General features: G+C 70.2%; 21 protein-coding genes. 12 read left to right on the plus strand and 9 right to left on the minus strand.

The window, feature by feature from the left end; translation table 11 throughout:
- The first annotated feature begins 432 nt into the window (after nucleotides 1-432).
- Complete coding sequence (locus tag MKK54_RS05660; RefSeq protein WP_244009772.1) at nucleotides 433-1581, plus strand: putative zinc-binding metallopeptidase; 1149 nt, start codon at nucleotides 433-435, stop codon at nucleotides 1579-1581.
- A gap of 4 nt (nucleotides 1582-1585) precedes the next feature.
- On the opposite strand, the gene MKK54_RS05665 is transcribed toward MKK54_RS05660, so the two are convergent.
- The 5 genes from MKK54_RS05665 to MKK54_RS05685 all read right to left on the minus strand — a co-directional run bounded on the left by MKK54_RS05665 (nucleotide 1586) and on the right by MKK54_RS05685 (nucleotide 4771).
- Nucleotides 1586-1981 (minus strand): acyl-CoA thioesterase, encoded by a 396-nt coding sequence (locus tag MKK54_RS05665; protein WP_244009773.1) that lies wholly within the window; start codon nucleotides 1979-1981, stop codon nucleotides 1586-1588.
- Nucleotides 1982-2071: 90 nt separating this feature from the next.
- A complete protein-coding gene (locus MKK54_RS05670; RefSeq protein ID WP_244009774.1) occupies nucleotides 2072-2209 on the minus strand; it encodes a hypothetical protein in 138 nt (45 codons plus the stop codon).
- A 216-nt stretch (nucleotides 2210-2425) separates the two neighbouring features.
- On the minus strand, nucleotides 2426-2719 hold the full coding sequence (locus MKK54_RS05675; protein ID WP_244009775.1) for a hypothetical protein: 294 nt from the start codon (nucleotides 2717-2719) through the stop codon (nucleotides 2426-2428).
- A 186-nt stretch (nucleotides 2720-2905) separates the two neighbouring features.
- Nucleotides 2906-3091, minus strand: coding sequence for a YegP family protein (locus tag MKK54_RS05680; RefSeq protein WP_244009776.1), 186 nt, complete (start codon nucleotides 3089-3091; stop codon nucleotides 2906-2908).
- A 180-nt stretch (nucleotides 3092-3271) separates the two neighbouring features.
- Nucleotides 3272-4771 carry a DEAD/DEAH box helicase gene (locus MKK54_RS05685; RefSeq protein ID WP_244009777.1) on the minus strand — a complete coding sequence of 500 codons (1500 nt, stop codon included), beginning with the start codon at nucleotides 4769-4771 and terminating at the stop codon, nucleotides 3272-3274.
- Nucleotides 4772-5209: 438 nt separating this feature from the next.
- Here MKK54_RS05685 and MKK54_RS05690 point away from each other — a divergent pair, with 438 nt between their 5' ends.
- Nucleotides 5210-6625: a lipopolysaccharide biosynthesis protein gene (locus MKK54_RS05690; RefSeq protein ID WP_244009778.1), complete on the plus strand. Its 1416-nt coding sequence runs from the start codon at nucleotides 5210-5212 to the stop codon at nucleotides 6623-6625.
- The gene (locus MKK54_RS05695; RefSeq protein ID WP_244009779.1) at nucleotides 6625-7863 is read left to right on the plus strand and encodes a GNAT family N-acetyltransferase; all 1239 of its coding nucleotides are present in this window, start codon (nucleotides 6625-6627) and stop codon (nucleotides 7861-7863) included. Before MKK54_RS05690 ends, MKK54_RS05695 begins: the two co-directional genes overlap by 1 nt.
- 6 nt (nucleotides 7864-7869) lie before the next feature.
- Here MKK54_RS05695 and MKK54_RS05700 read toward each other — a convergent pair whose 3' ends face one another.
- The 4 genes from MKK54_RS05700 to MKK54_RS05715 all read right to left on the minus strand — a co-directional run bounded on the left by MKK54_RS05700 (nucleotide 7870) and on the right by MKK54_RS05715 (nucleotide 9923).
- Nucleotides 7870-8649, minus strand: coding sequence for a prephenate dehydrogenase/arogenate dehydrogenase family protein (locus MKK54_RS05700; protein ID WP_244009781.1), 780 nt, complete (start codon nucleotides 8647-8649; stop codon nucleotides 7870-7872).
- Nucleotides 8650-8845: 196 nt separating this feature from the next.
- On the minus strand, nucleotides 8846-9214 hold the full coding sequence (locus tag MKK54_RS05705) for a hypothetical protein (RefSeq protein ID WP_244009783.1): 369 nt from the start codon (nucleotides 9212-9214) through the stop codon (nucleotides 8846-8848).
- 16 nt (nucleotides 9215-9230) lie between these two features.
- Complete coding sequence (locus tag MKK54_RS05710) at nucleotides 9231-9485, minus strand: hypothetical protein (protein WP_244009785.1); 255 nt, start codon at nucleotides 9483-9485, stop codon at nucleotides 9231-9233.
- 153 nt (nucleotides 9486-9638) lie between these two features.
- Nucleotides 9639-9923: a hypothetical protein gene (locus tag MKK54_RS05715; protein ID WP_244009787.1), complete on the minus strand. Its 285-nt coding sequence runs from the start codon at nucleotides 9921-9923 to the stop codon at nucleotides 9639-9641.
- Nucleotides 9924-10115: 192 nt separating this feature from the next.
- Between MKK54_RS05715 and sseA the strand changes: the two genes are divergently transcribed.
- The 9 genes from sseA (at nucleotide 10116) to MKK54_RS05760 (ending at nucleotide 19608) form a co-directional block, all read left to right on the plus strand.
- Nucleotides 10116-10964, plus strand: coding sequence for a 3-mercaptopyruvate sulfurtransferase (sseA, locus tag MKK54_RS05720; RefSeq protein WP_244009789.1), 849 nt, complete (start codon nucleotides 10116-10118; stop codon nucleotides 10962-10964).
- Nucleotides 10965-10970: 6 nt separating this feature from the next.
- Nucleotides 10971-11819, plus strand: coding sequence for an urease accessory protein UreD (locus tag MKK54_RS05725; RefSeq protein WP_244009791.1), 849 nt, complete (start codon nucleotides 10971-10973; stop codon nucleotides 11817-11819).
- Nucleotides 11820-11952: 133 nt separating this feature from the next.
- Nucleotides 11953-14178, plus strand: a complete 2226-nt coding sequence (locus tag MKK54_RS05730; RefSeq protein ID WP_244009793.1) for a glycosyltransferase family 2 protein — start codon at nucleotides 11953-11955, stop codon at nucleotides 14176-14178.
- Nucleotides 14179-14278: 100 nt separating this feature from the next.
- Nucleotides 14279-15601 (plus strand): SLC13 family permease, encoded by a 1323-nt coding sequence (locus MKK54_RS05735; protein WP_244009795.1) that lies wholly within the window; start codon nucleotides 14279-14281, stop codon nucleotides 15599-15601.
- 167 nt (nucleotides 15602-15768) lie between these two features.
- Nucleotides 15769-16170, plus strand: a complete 402-nt coding sequence (sdhC, locus tag MKK54_RS05740; RefSeq protein ID WP_244009796.1) for a succinate dehydrogenase, cytochrome b556 subunit — start codon at nucleotides 15769-15771, stop codon at nucleotides 16168-16170.
- Nucleotides 16171-16180: 10 nt separating this feature from the next.
- Nucleotides 16181-16594 (plus strand): succinate dehydrogenase, hydrophobic membrane anchor protein, encoded by a 414-nt coding sequence (gene sdhD / locus MKK54_RS05745; RefSeq protein ID WP_244009797.1) that lies wholly within the window; start codon nucleotides 16181-16183, stop codon nucleotides 16592-16594.
- A gap of 38 nt (nucleotides 16595-16632) precedes the next feature.
- Nucleotides 16633-18447, plus strand: coding sequence for a succinate dehydrogenase flavoprotein subunit (gene sdhA, locus MKK54_RS05750; RefSeq protein WP_244009798.1), 1815 nt, complete (start codon nucleotides 16633-16635; stop codon nucleotides 18445-18447).
- A gap of 55 nt (nucleotides 18448-18502) precedes the next feature.
- Entirely contained in the window at nucleotides 18503-18802 is a 300-nt protein-coding gene (locus tag MKK54_RS05755) for a virulence factor (protein ID WP_244009799.1), read from the plus strand.
- A gap of 2 nt (nucleotides 18803-18804) precedes the next feature.
- Nucleotides 18805-19608: a succinate dehydrogenase iron-sulfur subunit gene (locus MKK54_RS05760; RefSeq protein ID WP_244009800.1), complete on the plus strand. Its 804-nt coding sequence runs from the start codon at nucleotides 18805-18807 to the stop codon at nucleotides 19606-19608.
- Nucleotides 19609-19751 lie beyond the last annotated feature (143 nt).

Raw genomic sequence — 19751 nt, forward strand, 5'->3', positions numbered from 1 at the left:
CTGGACAGGGCGCCTGCGCGCGAGGCGCGCCGGCGACGGAGGAACGGGGCACCGCCCTGCGGCGTCCCGGAGGAAGCTTCACGATGCCATACGCGAACGGAGACCCTTGTGCGATGGCCTTGCGCGCGAAGGCCTTGCGCGCGAAGGCCCCGAGGCGACCCGCGGCATCCGGACGAGCCCGGCGCCGGGAGAGCCGGGAGACGACCCGAGCCGGCGGGCTTGCAAGTTTCGTGCATCCGCCGACCCGAAACCAGCGGTCCGGTGGCCGGAACTTCGCTCCGGGTGCGCGCTTTGGCCCCCTGAGGCGCGGCGCTCATCGATGGAGGGTTCGTTCACGGACGCCATGGTATAGGGGCGCGCCGGCCCGCGTCGCGCGAAACGGCATGGGTCAGGACTCGGCTCTGGACAGGAAAGGCGCCCCTCGACGGCCTCATGAAGATCTTCCAGTGCCAGGCCTGCGACCAGCCGATCAGCTTCGAGAGCACCCATTGCGAGAGCTGCGAGCGCCGGCTGGGTTATGCCTGCGACATCCACGAGATGTCGGCCCTGGAGCCGATCGGCGGGGTCTGGCACGCCTATGCCAATCCGGCGCGCAAGTACCGCTTCTGCGCCAACGCGGACCATGACGCCTGCAACTGGCTGATCCCGGAGGACGTGCCCCATCGCTACTGCGTCACCTGCCGGCACAACCACGTGGTCCCGGATCTCTCGATCGCCTGGAACCTGACCCGCTGGCGCCAGATCGAGGCCGCCAAGCACCGCCTGTTCTACTCGTTGCTGCGCCTCGACCTGCCTCTGATGACCCGGGACGAGAACCCGACCACGGGCCTCGCCTTCGACTTCCTGGTCGACCCCTCCGAGAGCTACCGGATCGGCCCGCCCGTGCTCACCGGCCATCGCAGCGGCCTGATCACGCTCAACATCGCCGAGGCCGACGACGTCGAGCGCGAGCGCCGGCGGATGCTGTTCGGCGAGTATTACCGCACCCTCCTCGGGCACTTCCGGCACGAGATCGGGCATTACTTCTGGAACGTGCTGGTCCGCTTCGACCAGAGCCTGTGGACCTTCCGCTCGCTCTTCGGCGACGAGCGGCTGAACTATTCGGGTGCGCTCCAGCGCCACTACGCGCAAGGCGCGCCGGCGGACTGGGAGGAGAGCTACGTCAGCGCCTACGCCACCGCGCATCCCTGGGAGGATTTCGCCGAGACCTGGGCGCAGTACCTCCACATCGTCGATACCCTGGAGACCGCCAGCACCTTCGAGATGCACGTGCGCCCGCGCCTGCGCCATGGCCCGGCCGAGCCGGTGGTGATCGACTTCGACCCCTATCGGACGACGGATTTCAGCCGGATCGTGGAGGCGTGGCTGCCGCTCACCTACGCCGTGAATTCGCTCAGCCGGAGCATGGGGCAGCCCGCGCTGTTCCCCTTCAAGCTGACGCCCGCGGTCATCGCCAAGCTCGCCTTCGTGCACGAGCGCATCGAGACGGTGCGCTGCATGGGCAGCAACGACGCCGACGCGGAGATCCTCAAGGCCGTGATCACGGGCCTGCGCCAGAAGGTGGCGGCCCCCAACGCGTGAGCGTTCAGGCCGCCTCGATCGGGCGGGGGCGGCCCTCGTCGTCGATGGCCACGAAGGTGAAGGTCGCCTCCGTCACCTTCTCGCGCACCTGCGTGCGGAAGCGGCGGGCCCAGGCCTCCACCTCGATCTTCATGGACGTGCGCCCGACATGCGCGATGAAGGTGTAGACGCAGAGCACGTCACCCACCCGCACGGGACGGATGAAGGTCATGGCGTTCACCGCCACGGTGACGGCGCGCCCCTGCGAGCGCTCGACCGCCGCGATGCCGCCGGCCTGATCCATCTGCGACATCACCCAGCCGCCGAAGATGTCGCCGTTCGCGTTCGTGTCGGCCGGCATCGCGATGGTGCGGACCGTGAGGTCGCCGTTCGGAAGCCGCACCGCGTCCGTGTCCGCCATGGTGTCGCTTCTCCGCTCGTGGCCGGGTCGTTCCGGGGACGCCATCCTAGACCGAAGCCGGCCCGGCCGCCCATCCGTCTCGCGGCATCGTCAGGGCATCACGCCGGCGAATTTCAGGCCTCCGGCGAGGATGACGGCGAAGGCCGACAGGATCACTTCGAGCGGGATCGATTCCCAGACGCCGCGCGCGGACGCGCAATGGGCCGCAATGGCATTCATGGCGTTCATGGCGTTTCCTCCGGAGCGAAGCGATCTGACGCGCGTCGTCTCACGGACGGCAACATATCGCATGCGGCCGACACTGCCCAGCCGCCGTCGTGAATTCGAGTTCCGTCCCGTGGGCGGTCGTCGCCTCGGGGTTCCGGAAACGACGAGGCCCGGTCTTCGTCGCGACGAAGGCCGGGCCTCGATGCAAGTTGCGCCCGTCACGGGGCGCGGCGGATCTCAGTAGTAGAAGCGACGCGGGCCGTAGAAGCGGCGGCCGTAATAGGGACGCGGGCCGTAGAAGCGACGCGGGCCGTAATAGCGGCGACCGTAGAACGGACGCGGGCCATAGAAGCGGCGCGGGCCGTAGAAGCGGCGGCGATAGCCGTAATACTGCACCGTCTGCACGGCGGCCGGGGCTGCCTCGCTCTGGAGCGCGAGGGCGGGGCCGATGGGGGCGGCCGAAGCGCCCTGCGGCGCGGTGGCGGCGAAGCCTAGGGCCAGCAGCGCGGCCAGCACGAGTTTCCTCAGCACGTTCTCAACTCCCTGAAATCTGTCGAGGGTCGACATCCCGTCACCGCCCGCAGGGTCGTCCCGCGAGAGGGGCCGGTCGCATCAAACGCACGAACCGGAAAAGCGTTGCCGTGCCTTCGATGGCGCGCGCCGTCTTCACCGAAGGGTGATCGCGATGGTCAACGAACCCTCGATCGGCGGGGTCGCTCAGGCGATCTTCAGGGTCATGTCGACGATGGCCGCCTCGGCGCAGCCCTTCACGAGGCCGATGCCGTGCTCGCAATCCTCGCGCCGGACGTAGCCCTCGGCGGAATCGGCGATCACGTTGCCGTTCTGCGAGCGCAGACGCCAGCGCCACCCACCCGCGGAATCCCGGTACAGTTCGAACCGCATCGCCGTCGCTCCGATGATCCCCGGACGCGAAATCCGCGTCGCCATGATCCGTCCCGATAGGAGATGGCACGCCGGGGCGCCTTGGCAATGTCCCGGTCCGGTCTCCGGCCGAGGCCCAACACGAAAACGCCGCCCCGGCGGACCGGGGCGGCGCTGTCTCGCTGGAAGGACGGTTCGGCGTTACGAGCGCGGACCGCGATCGAGCCATCCGATGGCGCGGCCCTCGCCGCTGCCCTGCGGACGCGGCGCGCGGGGACGCTCGCCACGGGGCTCGCCCCGGTTCTCGCCATGGCCGCCGGAGGGGCGGCGGTCACCGCGCGGCTCGCCGCGGGATTCCTGCGGACGGGCGGCGCCGTCCGGACGGCTCGGGCGTCCGGAGCCGCCACGGTTCTCACCGCCGCGACCCTCGAAACCGCGACCCTGGCCGGGGCGACCGCCCGGACGGCTGCTGGGGCGCTGGCCCTGGCGCTGGCCGGGACGCTGACCCTGCGGGGGACGACGCTCCTCGGCCTGGGCATTGTCCGCCGCCTCCTGGCGCGACGGCGGGGTGAAGCCCTCGGGGAAGGCGCCCACGGGGATCTTCTGGCGCGTGGTGCGCTCGATGTCCCGCAGGTAGGCCTTCTCCTCGTCGTTGCAGAACGAGATGGCGAGGCCGTTCGCCCCGGCCCGCGCGGTGCGGCCGATGCGGTGGACGTAGCTCTCGGGCACGTTGGGGAGATCGTAATTGATGACGTGGCTCACGGCCTCGACGTCGATGCCGCGCGCGGCGATGTCGGTGGCGACGAGCACGCGGCAGGACCCGTCCTTGAAGGCGGCGAGCGCCCGCTCGCGCTGGGGCTGGGACTTGTTGCCGTGGATCGCCGAGGCGTTGATGCCGACCTTCTCCAGGCCGCGCACCACGCGGTCGGCGCCGTGCTTGGTCCGGGTGAAGACGAGCACGCGCTCGATCGCGGGATCGCGCAGGATGTGGTTGAGCAGGGCCTGCTTCGCGCCGGTATGGGCGAAGATGACCTCCTGGGTCACCCGCTCGGCCGTCGTGGCCACGGGGGTCACGGCGACCTGGACCGGATCGCGCAGGTACTGATCGGCGAGGCTGGCGATGTTCTTCGGCATGGTGGCCGAGAAGAACAGGCTCTGGCGCTCGCGCGGCAGCATCTTCACGATGCGCTTGAGGGCGTGGATGAAGCCGAGGTCGAGCATCTGGTCGGCCTCGTCGAGGACGAGGATCTCGACGGCCTCGAGGGTCAGCGAGCGGCGCTCGATGAGGTCCATCAGGCGGCCCGGCGTCGCCACGAGAATGTCGACGCCGTTGGCCAGCGCCTTCTCCTGGCGGGAGATGGTGACGCCGCCGAACACCACCGTGTTGGTGAACGACAGGTACTTTCCGTAGTCGGAAAAGTTCTCGGCGATCTGATTGGCGAGTTCGCGGGTGGGCGAGAGCACCAGAACGCGGCAGCCGCGGCGGATCGCCCGGCGCGGAGTCTCGGCGAGGCGGTGCAGGATCGGCAGCGCGAAGGCCGCGGTCTTGCCGGTGCCCGTCTGGGCGATGCCGCAGAGGTCGCGGCCCTGCATGGCGGGTGCGATGGCCTGCGCCTGGATCGGGGTCGGGCTCTTGTAGCCGGCCTCTTCCAGCGCCCGCAGCACGGGCTGGGCAAGGCCGAAATCGGTGAATTGGGTCAAAGGGTAACTTTCAGGCAGCGGGACCGTGCCGGACGCCCTCGTGGTGAGGTTCGACGTCGGAATGAATGATCGGTCCGTTGAGCTGGAGCCGCCCGCGTGCCGGGGCAGTCCGGGTGCATGCACGTTGAAGAGAGGGGCTCAGGTCGCTCGGGGCCCGCTGATGCGATCCGGCGATCCGTCACGCAGCCCTCTCAAGCGGAACCTTGACGGCCGCTGACGCTGCACATGCGATATGAGCCTTCGCTTCTGCGAAGTCAATCGAGGCCGTGGGCGCCGCTCCGCGCGGGGCGGCGCCCATGCGTGGCGTGCATGCATGGGCGTGCCGTTCCGGGGTCGTGCGTCTGCCACGGGACCCGCGACCGCCGTTGATACCTCGGCAACACTGGCGTGCTACCGAATCCCGTCGAGGCCGGCGGGCCGGTTGCGCCCCGGGGATCCATGATCGCGCGCCACACCCTCATCTATGTCGGCTCGCGGGGCGTCGCCGCCGGATTGAACATGGCCGCCCTGGCGGTGTTCACGCGCCTCGCCCCGACGAACGTGTTCGGCCTGTACCTGCTGATCCTGTCCTGGGCGCTCGTGCTCTACAGCGCGACCTGCCAATGGCCGAAATTCTCCTTCTTCGCCCTCTACGCGGAGGATCGCGCCGCCCTTCAGGTCGGGACGGTGGTTCGCCTGCTCGGCGCCATGGGGCTGATCGCGGGTCTGTCCGCGGCCGGCGCGGCGGCCCTCGGCCTCGTGGCGCCCGGAATCGCCGCGGCGATCGTCGTGGCGGTGTTCGGGATGATGGCCTTCGAGGGCGCGGCCGAGATCGCTCGCACGCGGCTCGAGGTCGGGGCGGTATCGAGGTCCCTCGTCCTGCGCGCCGTCCTGGTCCTCGCCTTCGGCAGCGCGGCCCTGCTGCTGGGCGGGGATGCCGTCGCCCTTCTGCTGGCGACGGCGCTGGCCAACATGCTGGCCGCGATCCCGTCGCTCCTCGCCATCCGCGCCCTGCTGCGCGGCCCCGGGGACTGGGGCGAGGCCCGGCGGCTGCTGGCCTATGGCTGGCCGCTGGTGCTCTCCTTCGCGGCCGCGGCCCTGGCGCAGACCGTGGATCGGCTCGTCATCGGCACCAGCATCGGCGTCGCTGAACTCGGCGCCTACGGGGCCTTCGCCGACTTCCTGCGCCAGAGCTTCGTCATGTTCGGGGACAGCATCGCCCTGGCCCTCGTCTCCATCGCCAAGCGCCAGGCCCGCGACGGGGGCATGCAGGCGGCGCGGCCGGTGCTGGAAGATGCGGCGCGCCTGCTTGCCGTCATCGCGGCCTTCGGCGCCGTCTTCTTCCTGTCCTTCGACGATCTCCTGGTCGGGATCTTGCTCGGGCCGGATTATCGTGAGACCGCTCTGCGGGTCGCGCCGCTGCTGATCACGGCCAGCATCCTGCAGATGCTGCGCTCCTATTACTTTGGACAGGTGATCTATTTCACGCCCACCAGCCACCTCGACGCCGTCGCTTCGGTGACGTTGCTCGCCGTCATCGGTGGCTTGTCCGCCGTGCTGGTGCCCCGCTACGGCGTCGAGGGCGCGGCCATCGCCCTGGCCGTGGGCCAGGCCATGGCCTGCCTCGTGTTCCTGTTCGGCTCGCGGGACGGCGACCGGATGCCGGTGCCGGTGCGCGACGTCGCGGTCATCGCGGGCGCCGCGATCCTGTGCGGCCTGATCCTCGCCGGACTCGACCACCTGCCGGTGGATGCGCGTGCCACGCTGGCGCTCAAGCTCGTCTGCCTGGCGCTCGTCTCCGCCGTGACGGCCTGGGCCTTCAACATCCTCGGCCTCGCCGACCTGGCGGCGCGCCGCTTCGCGCGAGCCGCCTGATGCGAGCGCCCCCCTCACGCAGCGTGGTGACGCCGGATGGGCTCGTGGTCGCCCTGCGGCCCCTCGATCCGAGCGCGCCCTGGATCGGAGCGTGGCGCGACCTGAGCGACCGGCCCCTGGTCGACAACCTCTTCTACCACCCGGATTTCGCGCTGCCGGCGGCCGGCGCCTTCGGCCGGGGCGTGCAGGTGGCCCTGGTGGGCGACCGGGCGCCCGAGGAGCCGGGGCTGCGCCTCGTCGGCGCATGGCCGATGCGGGCCACGCGCCTGCGTTGGGGCCTGCCCCTCGTCCTGGCGATGGGCTGGATGCATGATTTCGGGATCTTCGGGGCGCCTCTCCTCGACGCCGCCGAGCCGGCGCGCGCCCTCGAGGGCCTGTTCTTCGGGCTGCGCCGCCTCGTCGGGCCGCGCCTGATGCTGACCCACGTGCCGGTGGCCGGGCCCTTCGCCGAGGTGCTGTCCGGCTGGCTCGACCGGAACCGCCTGCGCCACGCCCGGTTCTGGGCGCACGAGCGCGCCTTCCTCAACCTGACGGGCCGCGACCCGGCCGGCCGCGCGGCCTATCTCGGGCACCTGTCGTCGCGCAAGCGGCGCAAGCTGCGGTTGGGCTGGGACCGCCTCGGCGCGGAGGGCGCCCTCACCGCCGAGACCATCCGCGATCCCGCCGGCCTGCCGGCCGCGATCGACGACTACATCGCCCTCGAGGCCGCCGGCTGGAAGGGCCGGCGCGGAACCGCCATCTCCGGCGACGCGACCCAGGCGGCGATGATGCGCGAGGCCATCGCCGCCTTCGGCCGGCGCGGCGCGGTGCGCATCGATCGCCTGCGGCGCGACGGCCGGACGCTCGCGGCCATCGTCAGCTTCGTCACGCGCGGGCAGCTTTGGAGCCTGAAGATCTCCTACGATTCGGCCGTGGCCAAGTCTTCACCCGGCGCGATGGCGTTCCACCGGCTGACGCAGGACATCCTGGCCGATCCGACGCTCGTCACGGCCGATTCCTGCGCGCCGCCGAACTACGTCCTGCCCGAGAGCTTGTGGACCGAGCGGCTGGCGCTCGCCCACATCCTGGTCGAGACCGAGGGCGGCGACCCGCTCTTTGCCCTCGCCGCCCGGCTGGAGCGGACCCGCGCCGCGGCGAATGTCCGCCTCAAGGGGTGGCGGGACCGCCTGCGCGCGTGGCGCGGGGCACGGTCCGGCGGCCACCGTGCGGCGGACGGGGAAGCGGGCGGCGAGGCTTGAGTCCGATCAGGCCGCCCGCACGAGGCCGGTGCCTTCGGGGGCCAGCTCCGTGACGAGCCGCGCGGTCTGAGCGACGAAGCGGCGGTGGATCTCGGCCACGTACGGGTTCGCCCGCTCGATGGCGTCGAAGACCTCCGGGGCATCGTGGCGGACCATCTCCACCGCCTGCATCAGCCGATCGAAGCTCGGCGTGGTCATGCGCGTGGGCAGCGGCTCCATCTGCACCAGGGCCCGGGCGATCAGGTGGGTCAGGCCCTGCACCGTGGCGGCGTCCCGGTCATGCGCCTCCGGGGTCGTCAGGATCGCGTCGAGGCCGAAGGCGCGGCGCAGGAAGGCCGCGACGCGGCCGGCACGGCCGCCGCGCACCTCGCACACCGCAATCTTGGCGCCGCGCAGCCCGGCCCGCGCACTCTGCGGCCCGAAGAGCGGATGGGTCGCCACGATGGCGACGCCGGCGGGCAGGCCCTCCGCCATGATCCGGGCCGGGACCATCTTCACCGAACCGACATCGAGGACGAGGACGCCGGGCCGCAGGTGCGGACGGATCGCCGCCACGACCTCGGAGATCGCCGAAACGGGTGTCGCCAGGATCACGATGGGACAGGCCGCCGCCTCCGCCAAACTGGCGGGGACGATGTCCGCCGGCGTCGGATCATGCGCCGGACCCGGATCATAGGCATGGACGTGGAAGTGCCGCGACAGGTGTCCGGCGATCAGGCGCCCGAAGGCGCCGAAGCCGATCAGGCCGAGAGGGGCACGAGACGAGGCAGGAAGACGTGACGACACGGGAACGCGACCTTGGCTGGGCCGGGCCGTCAGCGCTGTTCCTCTTAGAGTTCAACCGCCGACGACGCAGCGGTTGAGACATGACGAGCCCCGGCCGCTAGGAGAGCGGCGCGCGATACGAGGCGGGGCGGAACGAACGGGTCATGGTGCGGTCCTTCTAGGATCGGGCCCGCACCGGGTCAACGCGACCCGAGCCTCACCAGCCGAAGCGTCCGATCTCGGCGAGGCGTGCCTGCACCGTGGCCTCGTCGCGCCCGAGGGCCGCGATCCGCTGCGAGAGACCGTAGCAGGTGGCGCAGAAGCCGAGTTGCAGGAGCGGAATGCCGTCGCCCCGCGCTCGGGCGACCGAGCCGATCAGGCAGGCGATGACGGATTGGCCGTCCGGGATGCCGAGGCACGCGCCGCGTGGGCTTCCGAAAAGCGGGCGGTCGGGCCAGGTCAACGAGATCACCGTGCCCCCGCGCCGGTCCGGGGCCGGTGGCACCGTGTAGCTCCGGACGAACAGGGCCGCGAAGGCGAGCGCAAGGGCGGGCAGGATCAGGGCGGGACGCATCCGGGCACGCATGGGTCCCTCCCCTCGCTCAGGCCGGTTCGTCGAACCGGCTCCAGCGAAAGACCTCCGTGCCGGCGCCGTCGATCACGCGCACCGCCTCGGCCGGCGCACCGGAGCGCTGCGGCGCCCGAGCGCGGGCGAACAGCGTCAGCGCCCGTTCCTTGGCCGCCTCGACGGTGCCGGTGCGGACCGAGACGCGCTGGCGCACGGGGTCCTCGCCGCGCGCGCCGGCCTCCTCCTCGGAGGCCAGCACCTCGATGTGATAGGTCTCGCGCGGGTTCAAGGCGGCTCCATGGGGCGGACGCTTCGGGCGGATTCGGATCCGGTTTGCCCTGCATAACCATAGCCGTGGCGTCTTGGCACCGGCCGGGTCACGGCTGCGACGAAAAAGGCCGGGTCCATTCGACCCGGGCGTCGCGAAACGTCGGACGACCGCTCAGCGCGACCGGGCTCCGGGCGGCGGAGCGCTCGGTCCTTCGCCCGAGGCGCCGAGGCGTCCGGGCGTCGGGATCGGCGCGGCATTCGGGTTCCTGACGCCGCCCGCGCCCGGCGCCGGGGCGGACATCGGGCTGCTGCTGCCGGTGATGCTGCCGCCACCGGTCCCCCCGCCGGAATTCGTCGTCGGGCGCGGCAGACCGCCGATGGCGGGGGATTGGGCCTGGACCGGACCCGCCAGGATCGCTCCTGCGGAGGCGGCGAGGACGAGGGTGACGAGGCGCATGGAATCGGTCTCCGGGTGTCTGGTGCGCGATGGGGTGCTCGTCCTCTCAACGCGATCGGGGAACGGCGGGTTCAGGCGCCTAGGGTCCGGGAGGCGTGCAAGACCGGTCGGGATGTGATTTGGTGGCGCGCCTCGACCTCCTGTATGTGACTCCCGGCCGGAGGACGTCCGGCCCATCGAACAGAGAACACCATGGCGACGACGCCCTTTGTCACGGCCGAATGGCTCCATACGCGCCTCGGCGCCCCGGATATCGTGATCCTCGACGCGTCCTGGTACCTGCCGGCCCAGGGGCGCGACGCGCGGGCCGAGTATCTGGCCGGCCACGTCCCCGGCGCGATCCGCTTCGACATCGACACGATGAGCGACGAGACCTCGCCCCTGCCGCACACGCTGCCGCGCCCGGAGGTCTTCGCGTCCCGCATGCGGGCCCTCGGCATCGGCGACGGCGCCCACATCGTGGTCTATGACGGCATGGGCCTGTTCTCGGCGCCGCGCGTGCGCTGGATGTTGCAGACCTTCGGGGTCCGGGACGTCCAGATCCTGGAGGGCGGTTTCCCGGCCTGGGTCGAGGCCGGCTACCCGGTCGAGGACGGCGAGGGCCGCCCGCGCGCGCGCCGTCACTTCACCGCGCGGCTCGACCACGGCGCGATCGCCGATGCCGCCGACGTCGCGCGCGCGCTGGAGACCGGCGCGGCGCAGGTCGTGGATGCCCGCTCCGGCCCGCGCTTTCGCGGCGAGGAGGCGGAGCCCCGCCCCGGCGTTCGTCCCGGCCACATGCCCGGTGCCCGCAACGTCCATTATTCCGCGCTCCAGTCGAAAGGCCGGCTCAAGGACGAGGCCGCCCTGCGCGCGGTCTTCGCCGAGAACGGCGTCGACGTGAGCCGGCCCGTGGTCACCACCTGCGGCTCCGGCGTCACCGCGGCGATCGTCGGGCTGGCTCTGGAGACCCTGGGGCGGCCGCCGCGCGCGCTCTACGACGGCTCCTGGTCGGAATGGGGCTCGGACCCGGAACGCCCCGTCGCCACCGGCCCCGCGTAAGCCGCCTTGCCGCATCCGGACCGTCCGGCCCTCGCCGCGCCGGAGCGACAGCGCTCGCGCGGGCGCATCCATCTGGCCGTCGATTGCGCCGACGGCCGCGACACCCGCATCCGCGACATCGCCGAGGCGGGCCCCCTCCGGCTCCGCCTGCCGCGCCGGGCGCCGGGGGCCTGCGAGGCCGTGCTCCTCAACACGGCGGGCGGGATCGCCTGCGGCGACCATTTCGACGTGACCGTGAGGGTCGGCCCGGGCGCCGACCTGACGCTCACCACGACGGCGGCGGAGAAGATCTATCGCTCCGACGGTCCCGTGAGCCGGGTCGAGACGACGGTGGCGCTGGAGGCGGGAGCCCGCCTCGCGCACCTGCCGCAGGAGACGATCCTGTTCGACCGCGCCGCCCTGGAGCGACGCTTCGAGGCGCACCTCGCCCCCGATGCCCACCTGCTCGCCTTCGAGGCGGTGACCTTCGGGCGCACGGCCCGCGACGAGCCGATCACGCAGGGATACTTCACGGATCGCTGGCGCATCCGGCGCGCCGGACGCCTCGTCTACGCGGATTCCGTGCGCCTGACGGGGGCGCTCACCGAGCAACTCGCCCGGCGCGCCATCGGGAGCGGGGCGCGTGCCATGGCGACGCTCCTCGACGTCTCGCCGGATGCGGAAGGCCGGCTGGAGCGCGCCCGCGCGCTGCTCGACGAGGGGGCGGCGCAGGGTGTGGCCGCCGCGGCCAGCGCCTGGAACGGGCATCTCGTCATGCGCTTCCTCGGCACCGATCCGGATGCGCTCCGGACCCTCGCGCGGCGAGTCCTGATCGCCTACCGGGGGGCGCCGCTGCCGCGTGTCTGGCAGAGCTGACCCCGTGCCGTGACGGAGAGCGGGGGCCCCGACCCTTGCGAGGTCGAGGCCCCTTATCCTAAACCCCGGCCCGGCGGGTCCGGAGACCCGCCGCCAGGCGCGGCGCCGCCCGCGCGCGAGAGGATTTTCGGGTTTGCGTCGCACCCTCCGCTGCCGCCTCGACCCCGCCGGCCAGATCGCGGCGGACGGGGCGCCCGACACGTGGCGCGCGACGGGCGCGGACCCGAATTTCCGGCTCTGGCCGCCGGAGGGACGCAAGCGTCATCGCGGCGGCTGGGTGCGCATCCGCGCCGACCTCACGGCCCTGGACCGGGCGAAGCTGACGCCGCTGCTCTACGTCGACGACGGCAAGGGCTTTCGCGAGACGCTGACGATCCCGCTCGAACGCGACGCGTCCGGCATCGACAATCTCGTGCGGCTGCCGCGCCGCGTCCGGGGACTGCGCCTCGATCCGATGAGCGGCGTCGGCCGCTTCCGCCTCGGGCATGTCAGCCTGACGTATCTCGGGTCTCTCGGAGCCGTCTCCGAGATCGCCCGCCGTCTCGTCGCGCGCCTGCCGGAGGGCGAGCGCGCGCCCCGGCAGTTGGTCGCGCGGTTGGCGCGCTTCGCGCGCGGGAAGGGCCTGAGCGAACTCTGGAGCGACTTCCTCGCGAGCGCCCGGCCGCGCCCGGTTCCCGCCTCCTACAAGGCCTGGATCGACACGGTCGAGACGCCGGCGCGCCCGAGCGTGGAGGCCATGCGCGCCGAGATCGCCGGCTTCGACTCGCGCCCGCGCATCTCCATCGTGATGCCGGTCTACAACACGCCCAAGCGCTGGCTCGCGGCCGCCATCGCCTCCGTTCAGGCCCAGGCCTACGAGGATTGGGAACTCTGCCTCTGCGACGACAACTCGTCGGAGCCCCATATCTGGCCCATGCTCCAGGCCTATGCGGCCGCCGATCCGCGCATCAAGCTGCATCGCCGCACCCGCAACGGCCGCATCTCGGCCGCCTCGAACGACGCCATGGCCCTCGCCACCGGCAGTCACCTGACGCTGATGGACCACGACGACGCGATCCCCGAGAACGCGCTCTATGAGTTCGTGGCGGTCCTGAACGCCGATCCGAGCGTGGACTTCATCTACTCGGACGAGGACAAGGTCTCGATCGACGGGGTGCGCTACGAGCCGTTCTTCAAGCCGGACTGGTCGCCCGAAGCCCTCGAAGCCTGCATGTATACGGCGCATCTGGCGCTCTATCGGATGGACATCGTCGCGCGGATCGGCGGTTTTCGCGATGCCTGCAACGGCGCGCAGGATTACGACTTCGTCCTGCGCTACACCGAGCATGTCCGCAACGTCGTGCACGTGCCGAAGGTGCTCTACCACTGGCGCGCGATTCCGGGCTCCACCGCGCAGACCATGGACAACAAGGATTACGTCATCGCCGCCGCGATCCGGGGGCTCGAGGACCGGGCCCGGCGCACGGGCGAACTCGATTTCGCCCGCGCCAGCGCCTTCAAGGGCTGCTTCGAACTGCGCCGCAAGCTCACCCAGCGGCCGCTCGTCTCGATCGTGATCCCGAGCGCGGGCCGCGACAGCGTGGTCGGCGGCCGGAGCGTCGATCTCCTCGCCGCCTGTCTCGACAGCGTGCGGGGGGCCAGCACCTACGAATCCATCGAGGTCGTCGTGGTCGACAACGGCGACCTGCGCCCGGGCACGCGCGCCGCCCTGGAGCGCCACGGCGCCAAGCGCGTCACCTACGCCGATCCGGTCTTCAACGTGGCGGCCAAGATGAACCTCGGGGCGGAGGCGGCCGGCGGCGAGGTGCTGGTGTTCCTCAACGACGACATCACGGTGATCACGCCCGACTGGATCGAGGCGATGCTGGCCCTGCTGCAGATTCCCGGCGTCGGCGCGGTCGGCCCCAAGCTGCTGTTCGAGACCGGCGAGATCCAGCATGCCGGCGTCTCGGTCATCGACGCGACCCCGGACCATGTCCGGCGCGGCTATCCGGGCGACGATCCGGGTCACTTCTTCTCGACCGTGGGCAACCGCAATTATCTGGCCGTGACGGGGGCCTGCGTGATGCTGCGCCGCGCCGATTTCGAGGCGGTCGGGGGCTTCGACGCGGGGTTCGCGGTCAATTACAACGACGTCGACCTCTGCCTGCGGCTGTGGGATCGCGGCCTGCGCATCGTCTACTGCGCGCAGGCGAGCCTTCACCATTACGAGAGCCGCAACCGCGCGCGCACCGTCGATCCCGAAGAGCACCGGCGCTTCCGCGATCGCTGGGCGCGGAAGCTGCCGCGCGATCCCTATTACGGCGAGTGGTTCGAAGCCCTGCCGCCGACCTTCGAACTCGACCCGGCGCGCTTCTGATCCTTCGTTGTTCGCGAAGGCTGGCGCCGAAAACCCCGAATTGCGAACCGCTCCAAGGTAGGCTCAACCTGCCGCCGGGATCGGACGACGGAATCGGGCGATGGCGGCAGGGTGGCTGACGGGCGGGGAAGCGACGGTCCTGGTGACCGCGCTCCTGCTCGTGCTCTGTATGGGCCTCTGGGCCAGCGGCGTCGTGGCCGAGATCGTCACCGCGATGCTGTTCTTCGCCGGCGCGATGCTGTTCCGGCTGGCGCCGCCCGCGACCGTGTTCTCGGGCTTCGCCTCCTCGGCCTTCTGGCTGGTGCTGAGCGGCATGGTGGTGGGCCTCGCCATGACCCGCACGGGGCTCGGCGACCGTCTGGCGCGAAGCCTGTCCGGCCATCTCGCAGCGTCCTATCCGGTCTTCATCACCGGCATCGTCGCCCTGTCCTTCGCCCTCGCCTTCGTGATGCCGTCCAATCTCGGGCGCATCGCCCTGCTCGTCCCGGTGGTGCTCGCCCTCTGCGACGCGTTCGGCCTCGGCGCCGGGCGCCCCGGCCGATACGGCGCCGTGCTGGCGGTCGGGCTGGCGACGCCGATCCTCTCCGCCGCGATCCTGCCCGCGAACGTGCCGAACCTCGTGATGGCGGGCACGGCGGAGACGCAGTACGGGCTGCACATCGCCTACCTGCCCTACCTGCTCCTGCACGCCCCCGTCCTGGCCCTGGTGAAGGGTGCGATCCTGATCGCGGCCATCGTGTGGCTGTTCCCCGACCGGCTCGATCACGCGGAGGACCGCTCGGCCCTGGCGAAGGTGCCCCTGAGCCCGGAGGCGCGCCGGCTCGCGGTGATCCTCGTGGCCACCCTGGCCTTCTGGGTCACCGACAGCCTGCACCACATCGCACCGGCCTGGGTCGGCCTCGTCGCCGCGCTGATCTGCCTGATGCCGCGCATCGGCGTGGTGCCGGCCGAGGCCTTCGGGGCGGTGAACCTGCGCACCTGCTTCTACATCGCCGCCCTGCTCGGCCTCGTCGCCACGGTGAACGAGACCGGCCTCGGTGCGCGCCTCGGCCACGCCCTCCTGCAGGTCGCCCCCCTGCATCCGGACGCGCCGGCCACCAATTTCGGCATCCTGACGGGGCTCGCGGCGATCCTCACCCTCGTGGTCACCGCCAACGGCGCGCCGGCCCTCTACACGGCGCTCGCGGGCGAGATGGCGCGGGCCAGCGGCCTCGACCTGATGGCCGTGGTGATGATCCAGGTCGTCGGCTACTCCACCCTGTTCCTGCCCTATCAGGCGCCCCCGATCGTCGTCGCGGTCGACCTCGGCAAGGTTCCGCTCAAGGTCGCGACGAAGCTGACCCTGGTGACGGGCGCGGCCTCGCTCCTCCTCGTCGCACCGCTGGATTATCTCTGGTGGCGCGCGCTCGGATGGCTGTCGTGAGGGGAAAACGGCCGAATGACGATTCGGCGTCTGTGTCGCATGTGCACTGCGGCAAAGCCGGGTTGCGCATTGGCGCCTGCCCGCTAGCACTTTAGAGACGATCCAAATTTTTCTTGGCGGCGCCTCAAAACGGATGTCGCTCCCAACTCCCGAGGACCTCACGCACGATGGCTCCCACCGTCCGCCCCACGGTCGCCCCGCCGCTCTCGCCCCATCTCCAGATCTACCGCTGGACCTGGACCATGGCGATGTCCGTGTTCCACCGCATCACCGGCACGGCCCTCTACGGCGGCGCAGCCCTGGTGGCGATCTGGCTGGTCGCCCTCGCCTCGGGTCCGGGCGCCTACGGCGCCGTCGCGTGGTTCTTCGGCTCCATCGTCGGGCGTCTGGTCCTGTTCGTCTACACCTGGATCCTGATGCACCACATGCTCGGTGGCCTGCGCCACTTCGTCTGGGACCTCGGCTACGGCTTCGACCGCGCGCAGCGGATGGGCCTCGCCCGCGCCACCCTGATCGGCTCCGTCATCCTGACCGTCCTGATCTGGGCGCTCGCCCTGACCCTGCGCTGAGGAGGCCGAGATGGTCGACAACCGCCAGAACACCAACGTCACCATGCGTACGCCGCGCGCCCGGGTGAAGGGCCTCGGCGCCTCCGGCCACGGCGCGGGCCATTTCTGGGTCCAGCGCCTGACGGCCGCGGCGAACGCGCCGCTGATGCTCGCCTTCGTGGTCATCGTCGCGCTGATGGCCAACCGGCCCTACCCGGAGGCGGTCGCGCTGATGTCGCACCCGGTGGTCGCGCTCCTCCTCATCCTCGCCGTGATCTCGGTCACGGCCCATATGAGGATCGGCATGCAGGTGGTCATCGAGGATTACGTCCACGACAAGACGCTCAAGATCCTGAGCCTCCTCGCCAACAATTTCTACGCGGTCATCGTCGCCGTCGCCTGCCTCTACGCGATCCTTCGCGTGAGCCTCGCCCGACTGGTCTGACCCTCCCCGCCTCCGAGACGCCTGAAGGATTCGAACCCATGGCCAGCAACGGAACCAACGGCACCCCCGCCTACACCATCAACGACCACACCTTCGACGTGGTGGTGGTGGGCGCCGGCGGCGCGGGCTTGCGCGCCACCGTGGGCTGCTCCCAGGCGGGCTTGCGCACCGCCTGCATCTCCAAGGTGTTCCCCACCCGCTCCCACACCGTGGCGGCGCAGGGCGGCATCTCGGCCTCGCTCGGCAATATGGGCCCGGACGACTGGCGCTGGCACATGTACGACACCGTGAAGGGGTCGGACTGGCTCGGCGACCAGGACGCCATCGAGTACCTCGTGCGCAACGCTCCGGCGGCTGTCTACGAACTCGAGCACTGGGGTGTGCCGTTCTCGCGCACCGAGGAAGGAAAAATCTACCAGCGGCCCTTCGGCGGCATGACCACGGATTACGGCAAGGGCACCGCCCAGCGCACCTGCGCGGCGGCCGACCGCACCGGCCACGCCATGCTGCACACCCTCTACGGGCAGGCGGTGAAGAACCACACCAACTTCTTCATCGAGTACTTCGCCCTCGACCTCATCATGGACGAGGAGGGCCGCTGCCTCGGCGTGATCGCCATCGATCAGGCGACCGGCGAGATCCACCGCTTCCGCGCCCAGCAGACGATCCTGGCCACCGGTGGCTACGGCCGCTCCTACTTCTCGGCGACCTCCGCCCATACCTGCACGGGCGACGGCAACGCCATGGTGCTGCGCGCCGGCCTGCCGCTGCAGGACATGGAGTTCGTGCAGTTCCACCCCACCGGCATCTACGGCGCCGGCTGCCTCATCACCGAGGGCGCGCGCGGCGAGGGCGGCTACCTCACCAACTCCGAGGGCGAGCGCTTCATGGAGCGTTACGCGCCGTCGGCGAAGGATCTCGCGTCCCGCGACGTGGTCTCGCGCTCCATGACCATGGAGATCCGGGCCGGGCGCGGTGTGGGCAAGTCGAGCGACCACATCTACCTGCACCTCGACCACCTCGACCCGGCGATCCTGCACCAGCGCCTGCCGGGCATCTCGGAATCGGCCAAGATCTTCGCGGGCGTCGACGTGACCAAGGAGCCGATCCCGGTGCTGCCGACCGTGCATTACAACATGGGCGGCATCCCGACGAACTATCACGGCGAGGTCCTCACCCTGCGCAACGGCAACCCCGACACGGTGGTGCCGGGCCTGATGGCGCTCGGCGAGGCGGCCTGCGTCTCCGTGCACGGCGCCAACCGCCTCGGCTCCAACTCACTGATCGACCTCGTGGTGTTCGGCCGGGCGGCGGGCCTGCGCTGCGCCGAGATCGTCGAGGCCGGCGCCCGCCAGATGGACCTGCCGAAGGACTCGGCCGACAAGGCGCTCAGTCGCCTCGACCGCTTCCGCTATGCCAATGGCGGGACGCCGACCGCCGAACTGCGCGCCGAGATGCAGAAGACGATGCAGAACAACTGCGCCGTGTTCCGCACCGGCGAGGTGCTGGAGGAGGGCAAGGCCCTCATCCACAAGGTCTGGCAGGGCGAGGCCGACATCCACGTCAACGACCGCTCGCTGATCTGGAACACCGACCTCCTCGAGACCCTGGAATTCGACAACCTGATCGGTCAGGCCGTCGTCACCATGGAATCGGCGGCCAACCGCAAGGAGAGCCGCGGGGCGCACGCCCGCGAGGACTTCCCCGACCGCGACGACAAGGAGTGGATGAAGCACACCCTGTCGTGGTTGGACGAGACCTCCCAGCAGGTGAGCATCGATTACCGTCCGGTCCATACCTACACGATGTCGAACGAGATCCAGTACATCGAGCCGAAGGCGCGGGTGTATTGATCCAATGGCATCACGGCCTCCATCGATAGGTCACAACAGCCGAGGGGGCGGGCGGGTGTACGCTATTGTCTTCGATTTCGACACGGAAACATTGAGGCAGTTGTATCCGAATCCATCCTGGAACAATGCCTATGCGGATGTTCGAAATTATCTCACGTCTCGGGGATTCGAGTGGAAGCAGGGCAGTGCTTATTTCGGCGACGACACTGTTGATGCTGTTCGCTGTGTTCGCGTGATCCAAAAACTTTCTCGCCGTTATGCTTGGTTCAAGCCATCCGTTCGCGATATTCGGATGCTTCGGATTGAAGAGAATAACGATTTGATGATTGCCCTCGATGATGAGGACGACGACTAATCATGGCTGAATTCGCCCTTCCCAAAAACTCGAAGCTCACCGAGGGCAAGACGTGGCCCCGTCCGGTCGGCGCCAACAACCTGCAGGAATTCCGGATCTATCGCTGGAATCCCGACGACGGGAAGAACCCGCGCGTCGACACCTATCAGGTCGACCGGGACGATTGCGGCCCGATGGTCCTCGACGCCCTGCTCTGGATCAAGAGTAAGGTCGATTCGACCCTGGTGTTCCGCCGTTCCTGCCGCGAGGGCATCTGCGGCTCCTGCGCCATGAACATCGAGGGCCAGAACGCGCTCGCCTGCACCATGGGCATCGACGAGTGTCAGGAGCACGCCAAGGGCAAGAAGACCGGCGCGGTGCGGATCTACCCGCTGCCGCACATGCCGGTCCTGAAGGATCTGGTGCCCGACCTCACGAACTTCTTCGCCCAGCACGCATCGATCGAACCCTGGCTCCAGACCGAGACCCCGGCCCCCGAGGGCGAGTGGAAGCAGACCCCCGAGGACCGGGCCCAGCTCGACGGCCTCTACGAGTGCATCCTCTGCGCCTGCTGCACCACCTCGTGCCCGAGCTACTGGTGGAACGGCGACCGCTTCCTCGGCCCCGCCGCCCTGCTCCAGGCCTATCGTTGGCTCATCGACAGCCGTGACGAGAACACCGGCGAGCGCCTCGACGCCCTGCACGACCCCTTCCGGCTCTACCGCTGCCACACGATCATGAACTGCGCCAATGCCTGCCCCAAGAGCCTGAATCCGGCCAAAGCCATCGCGGAAATCAAGAAGATGATGATCGCCCGCGAGGTGTGATACGGCCTCCGGTAGATTAGGTCGGACAGCTGACGAGACGGAGCGCGGGTCCCCTCTCCTGGAAGGAGAGGGACAGGGTGAGGTGCGTGACCTCTCCGGAGATGGACTACACCTCACCCCAACCCTCTCCTTCCAGGAGAGGG

Source organism: Methylobacterium sp. J-068, from assembly GCF_022829445.1.
Taxonomy (GTDB): domain Bacteria; phylum Pseudomonadota; class Alphaproteobacteria; order Rhizobiales; family Beijerinckiaceae; genus Methylobacterium.

Excerpts from the sequence above, each read along its gene's own strand:
- MKK54_RS05660 (WP_244009772.1), top strand. The coding sequence starts at position 433 with ATGAAGATCTTCCAGTGCCAGGCCTGCGACCAGCCGATCAGCTTCGAG.
- MKK54_RS05665 (WP_244009773.1), bottom strand. The coding sequence starts at position 1,981 with ATGGCGGACACGGACGCGGTGCGGCTTCCGAACGGCGACCTCACGGTC.
- MKK54_RS05670 (WP_244009774.1), bottom strand. The coding sequence starts at position 2,209 with ATGAACGCCATGAATGCCATTGCGGCCCATTGCGCGTCCGCGCGCGGC.
- MKK54_RS05680 (WP_244009776.1), bottom strand. The coding sequence starts at position 3,091 with ATGCGGTTCGAACTGTACCGGGATTCCGCGGGTGGGTGGCGCTGGCGT.
- MKK54_RS05690 (WP_244009778.1), top strand. The coding sequence starts at position 5,210 with ATGATCGCGCGCCACACCCTCATCTATGTCGGCTCGCGGGGCGTCGCC.
- MKK54_RS05695 (WP_244009779.1), top strand. The coding sequence starts at position 6,625 with ATGCGAGCGCCCCCCTCACGCAGCGTGGTGACGCCGGATGGGCTCGTG.
- MKK54_RS05705 (WP_244009783.1), bottom strand. The coding sequence starts at position 9,214 with ATGCGTGCCCGGATGCGTCCCGCCCTGATCCTGCCCGCCCTTGCGCTC.
- MKK54_RS05715 (WP_244009787.1), bottom strand. The coding sequence starts at position 9,923 with ATGCGCCTCGTCACCCTCGTCCTCGCCGCCTCCGCAGGAGCGATCCTG.
- sseA (WP_244009789.1), top strand. The coding sequence starts at position 10,116 with ATGGCGACGACGCCCTTTGTCACGGCCGAATGGCTCCATACGCGCCTC.
- MKK54_RS05735 (WP_244009795.1), top strand. The coding sequence starts at position 14,279 with ATGGCGGCAGGGTGGCTGACGGGCGGGGAAGCGACGGTCCTGGTGACC.
- sdhC (WP_244009796.1), top strand. The coding sequence starts at position 15,769 with ATGGCTCCCACCGTCCGCCCCACGGTCGCCCCGCCGCTCTCGCCCCAT.
- sdhD (WP_244009797.1), top strand. The coding sequence starts at position 16,181 with ATGGTCGACAACCGCCAGAACACCAACGTCACCATGCGTACGCCGCGC.
- sdhA (WP_244009798.1), top strand. The coding sequence starts at position 16,633 with ATGGCCAGCAACGGAACCAACGGCACCCCCGCCTACACCATCAACGAC.
- MKK54_RS05760 (WP_244009800.1), top strand. The coding sequence starts at position 18,805 with ATGGCTGAATTCGCCCTTCCCAAAAACTCGAAGCTCACCGAGGGCAAG.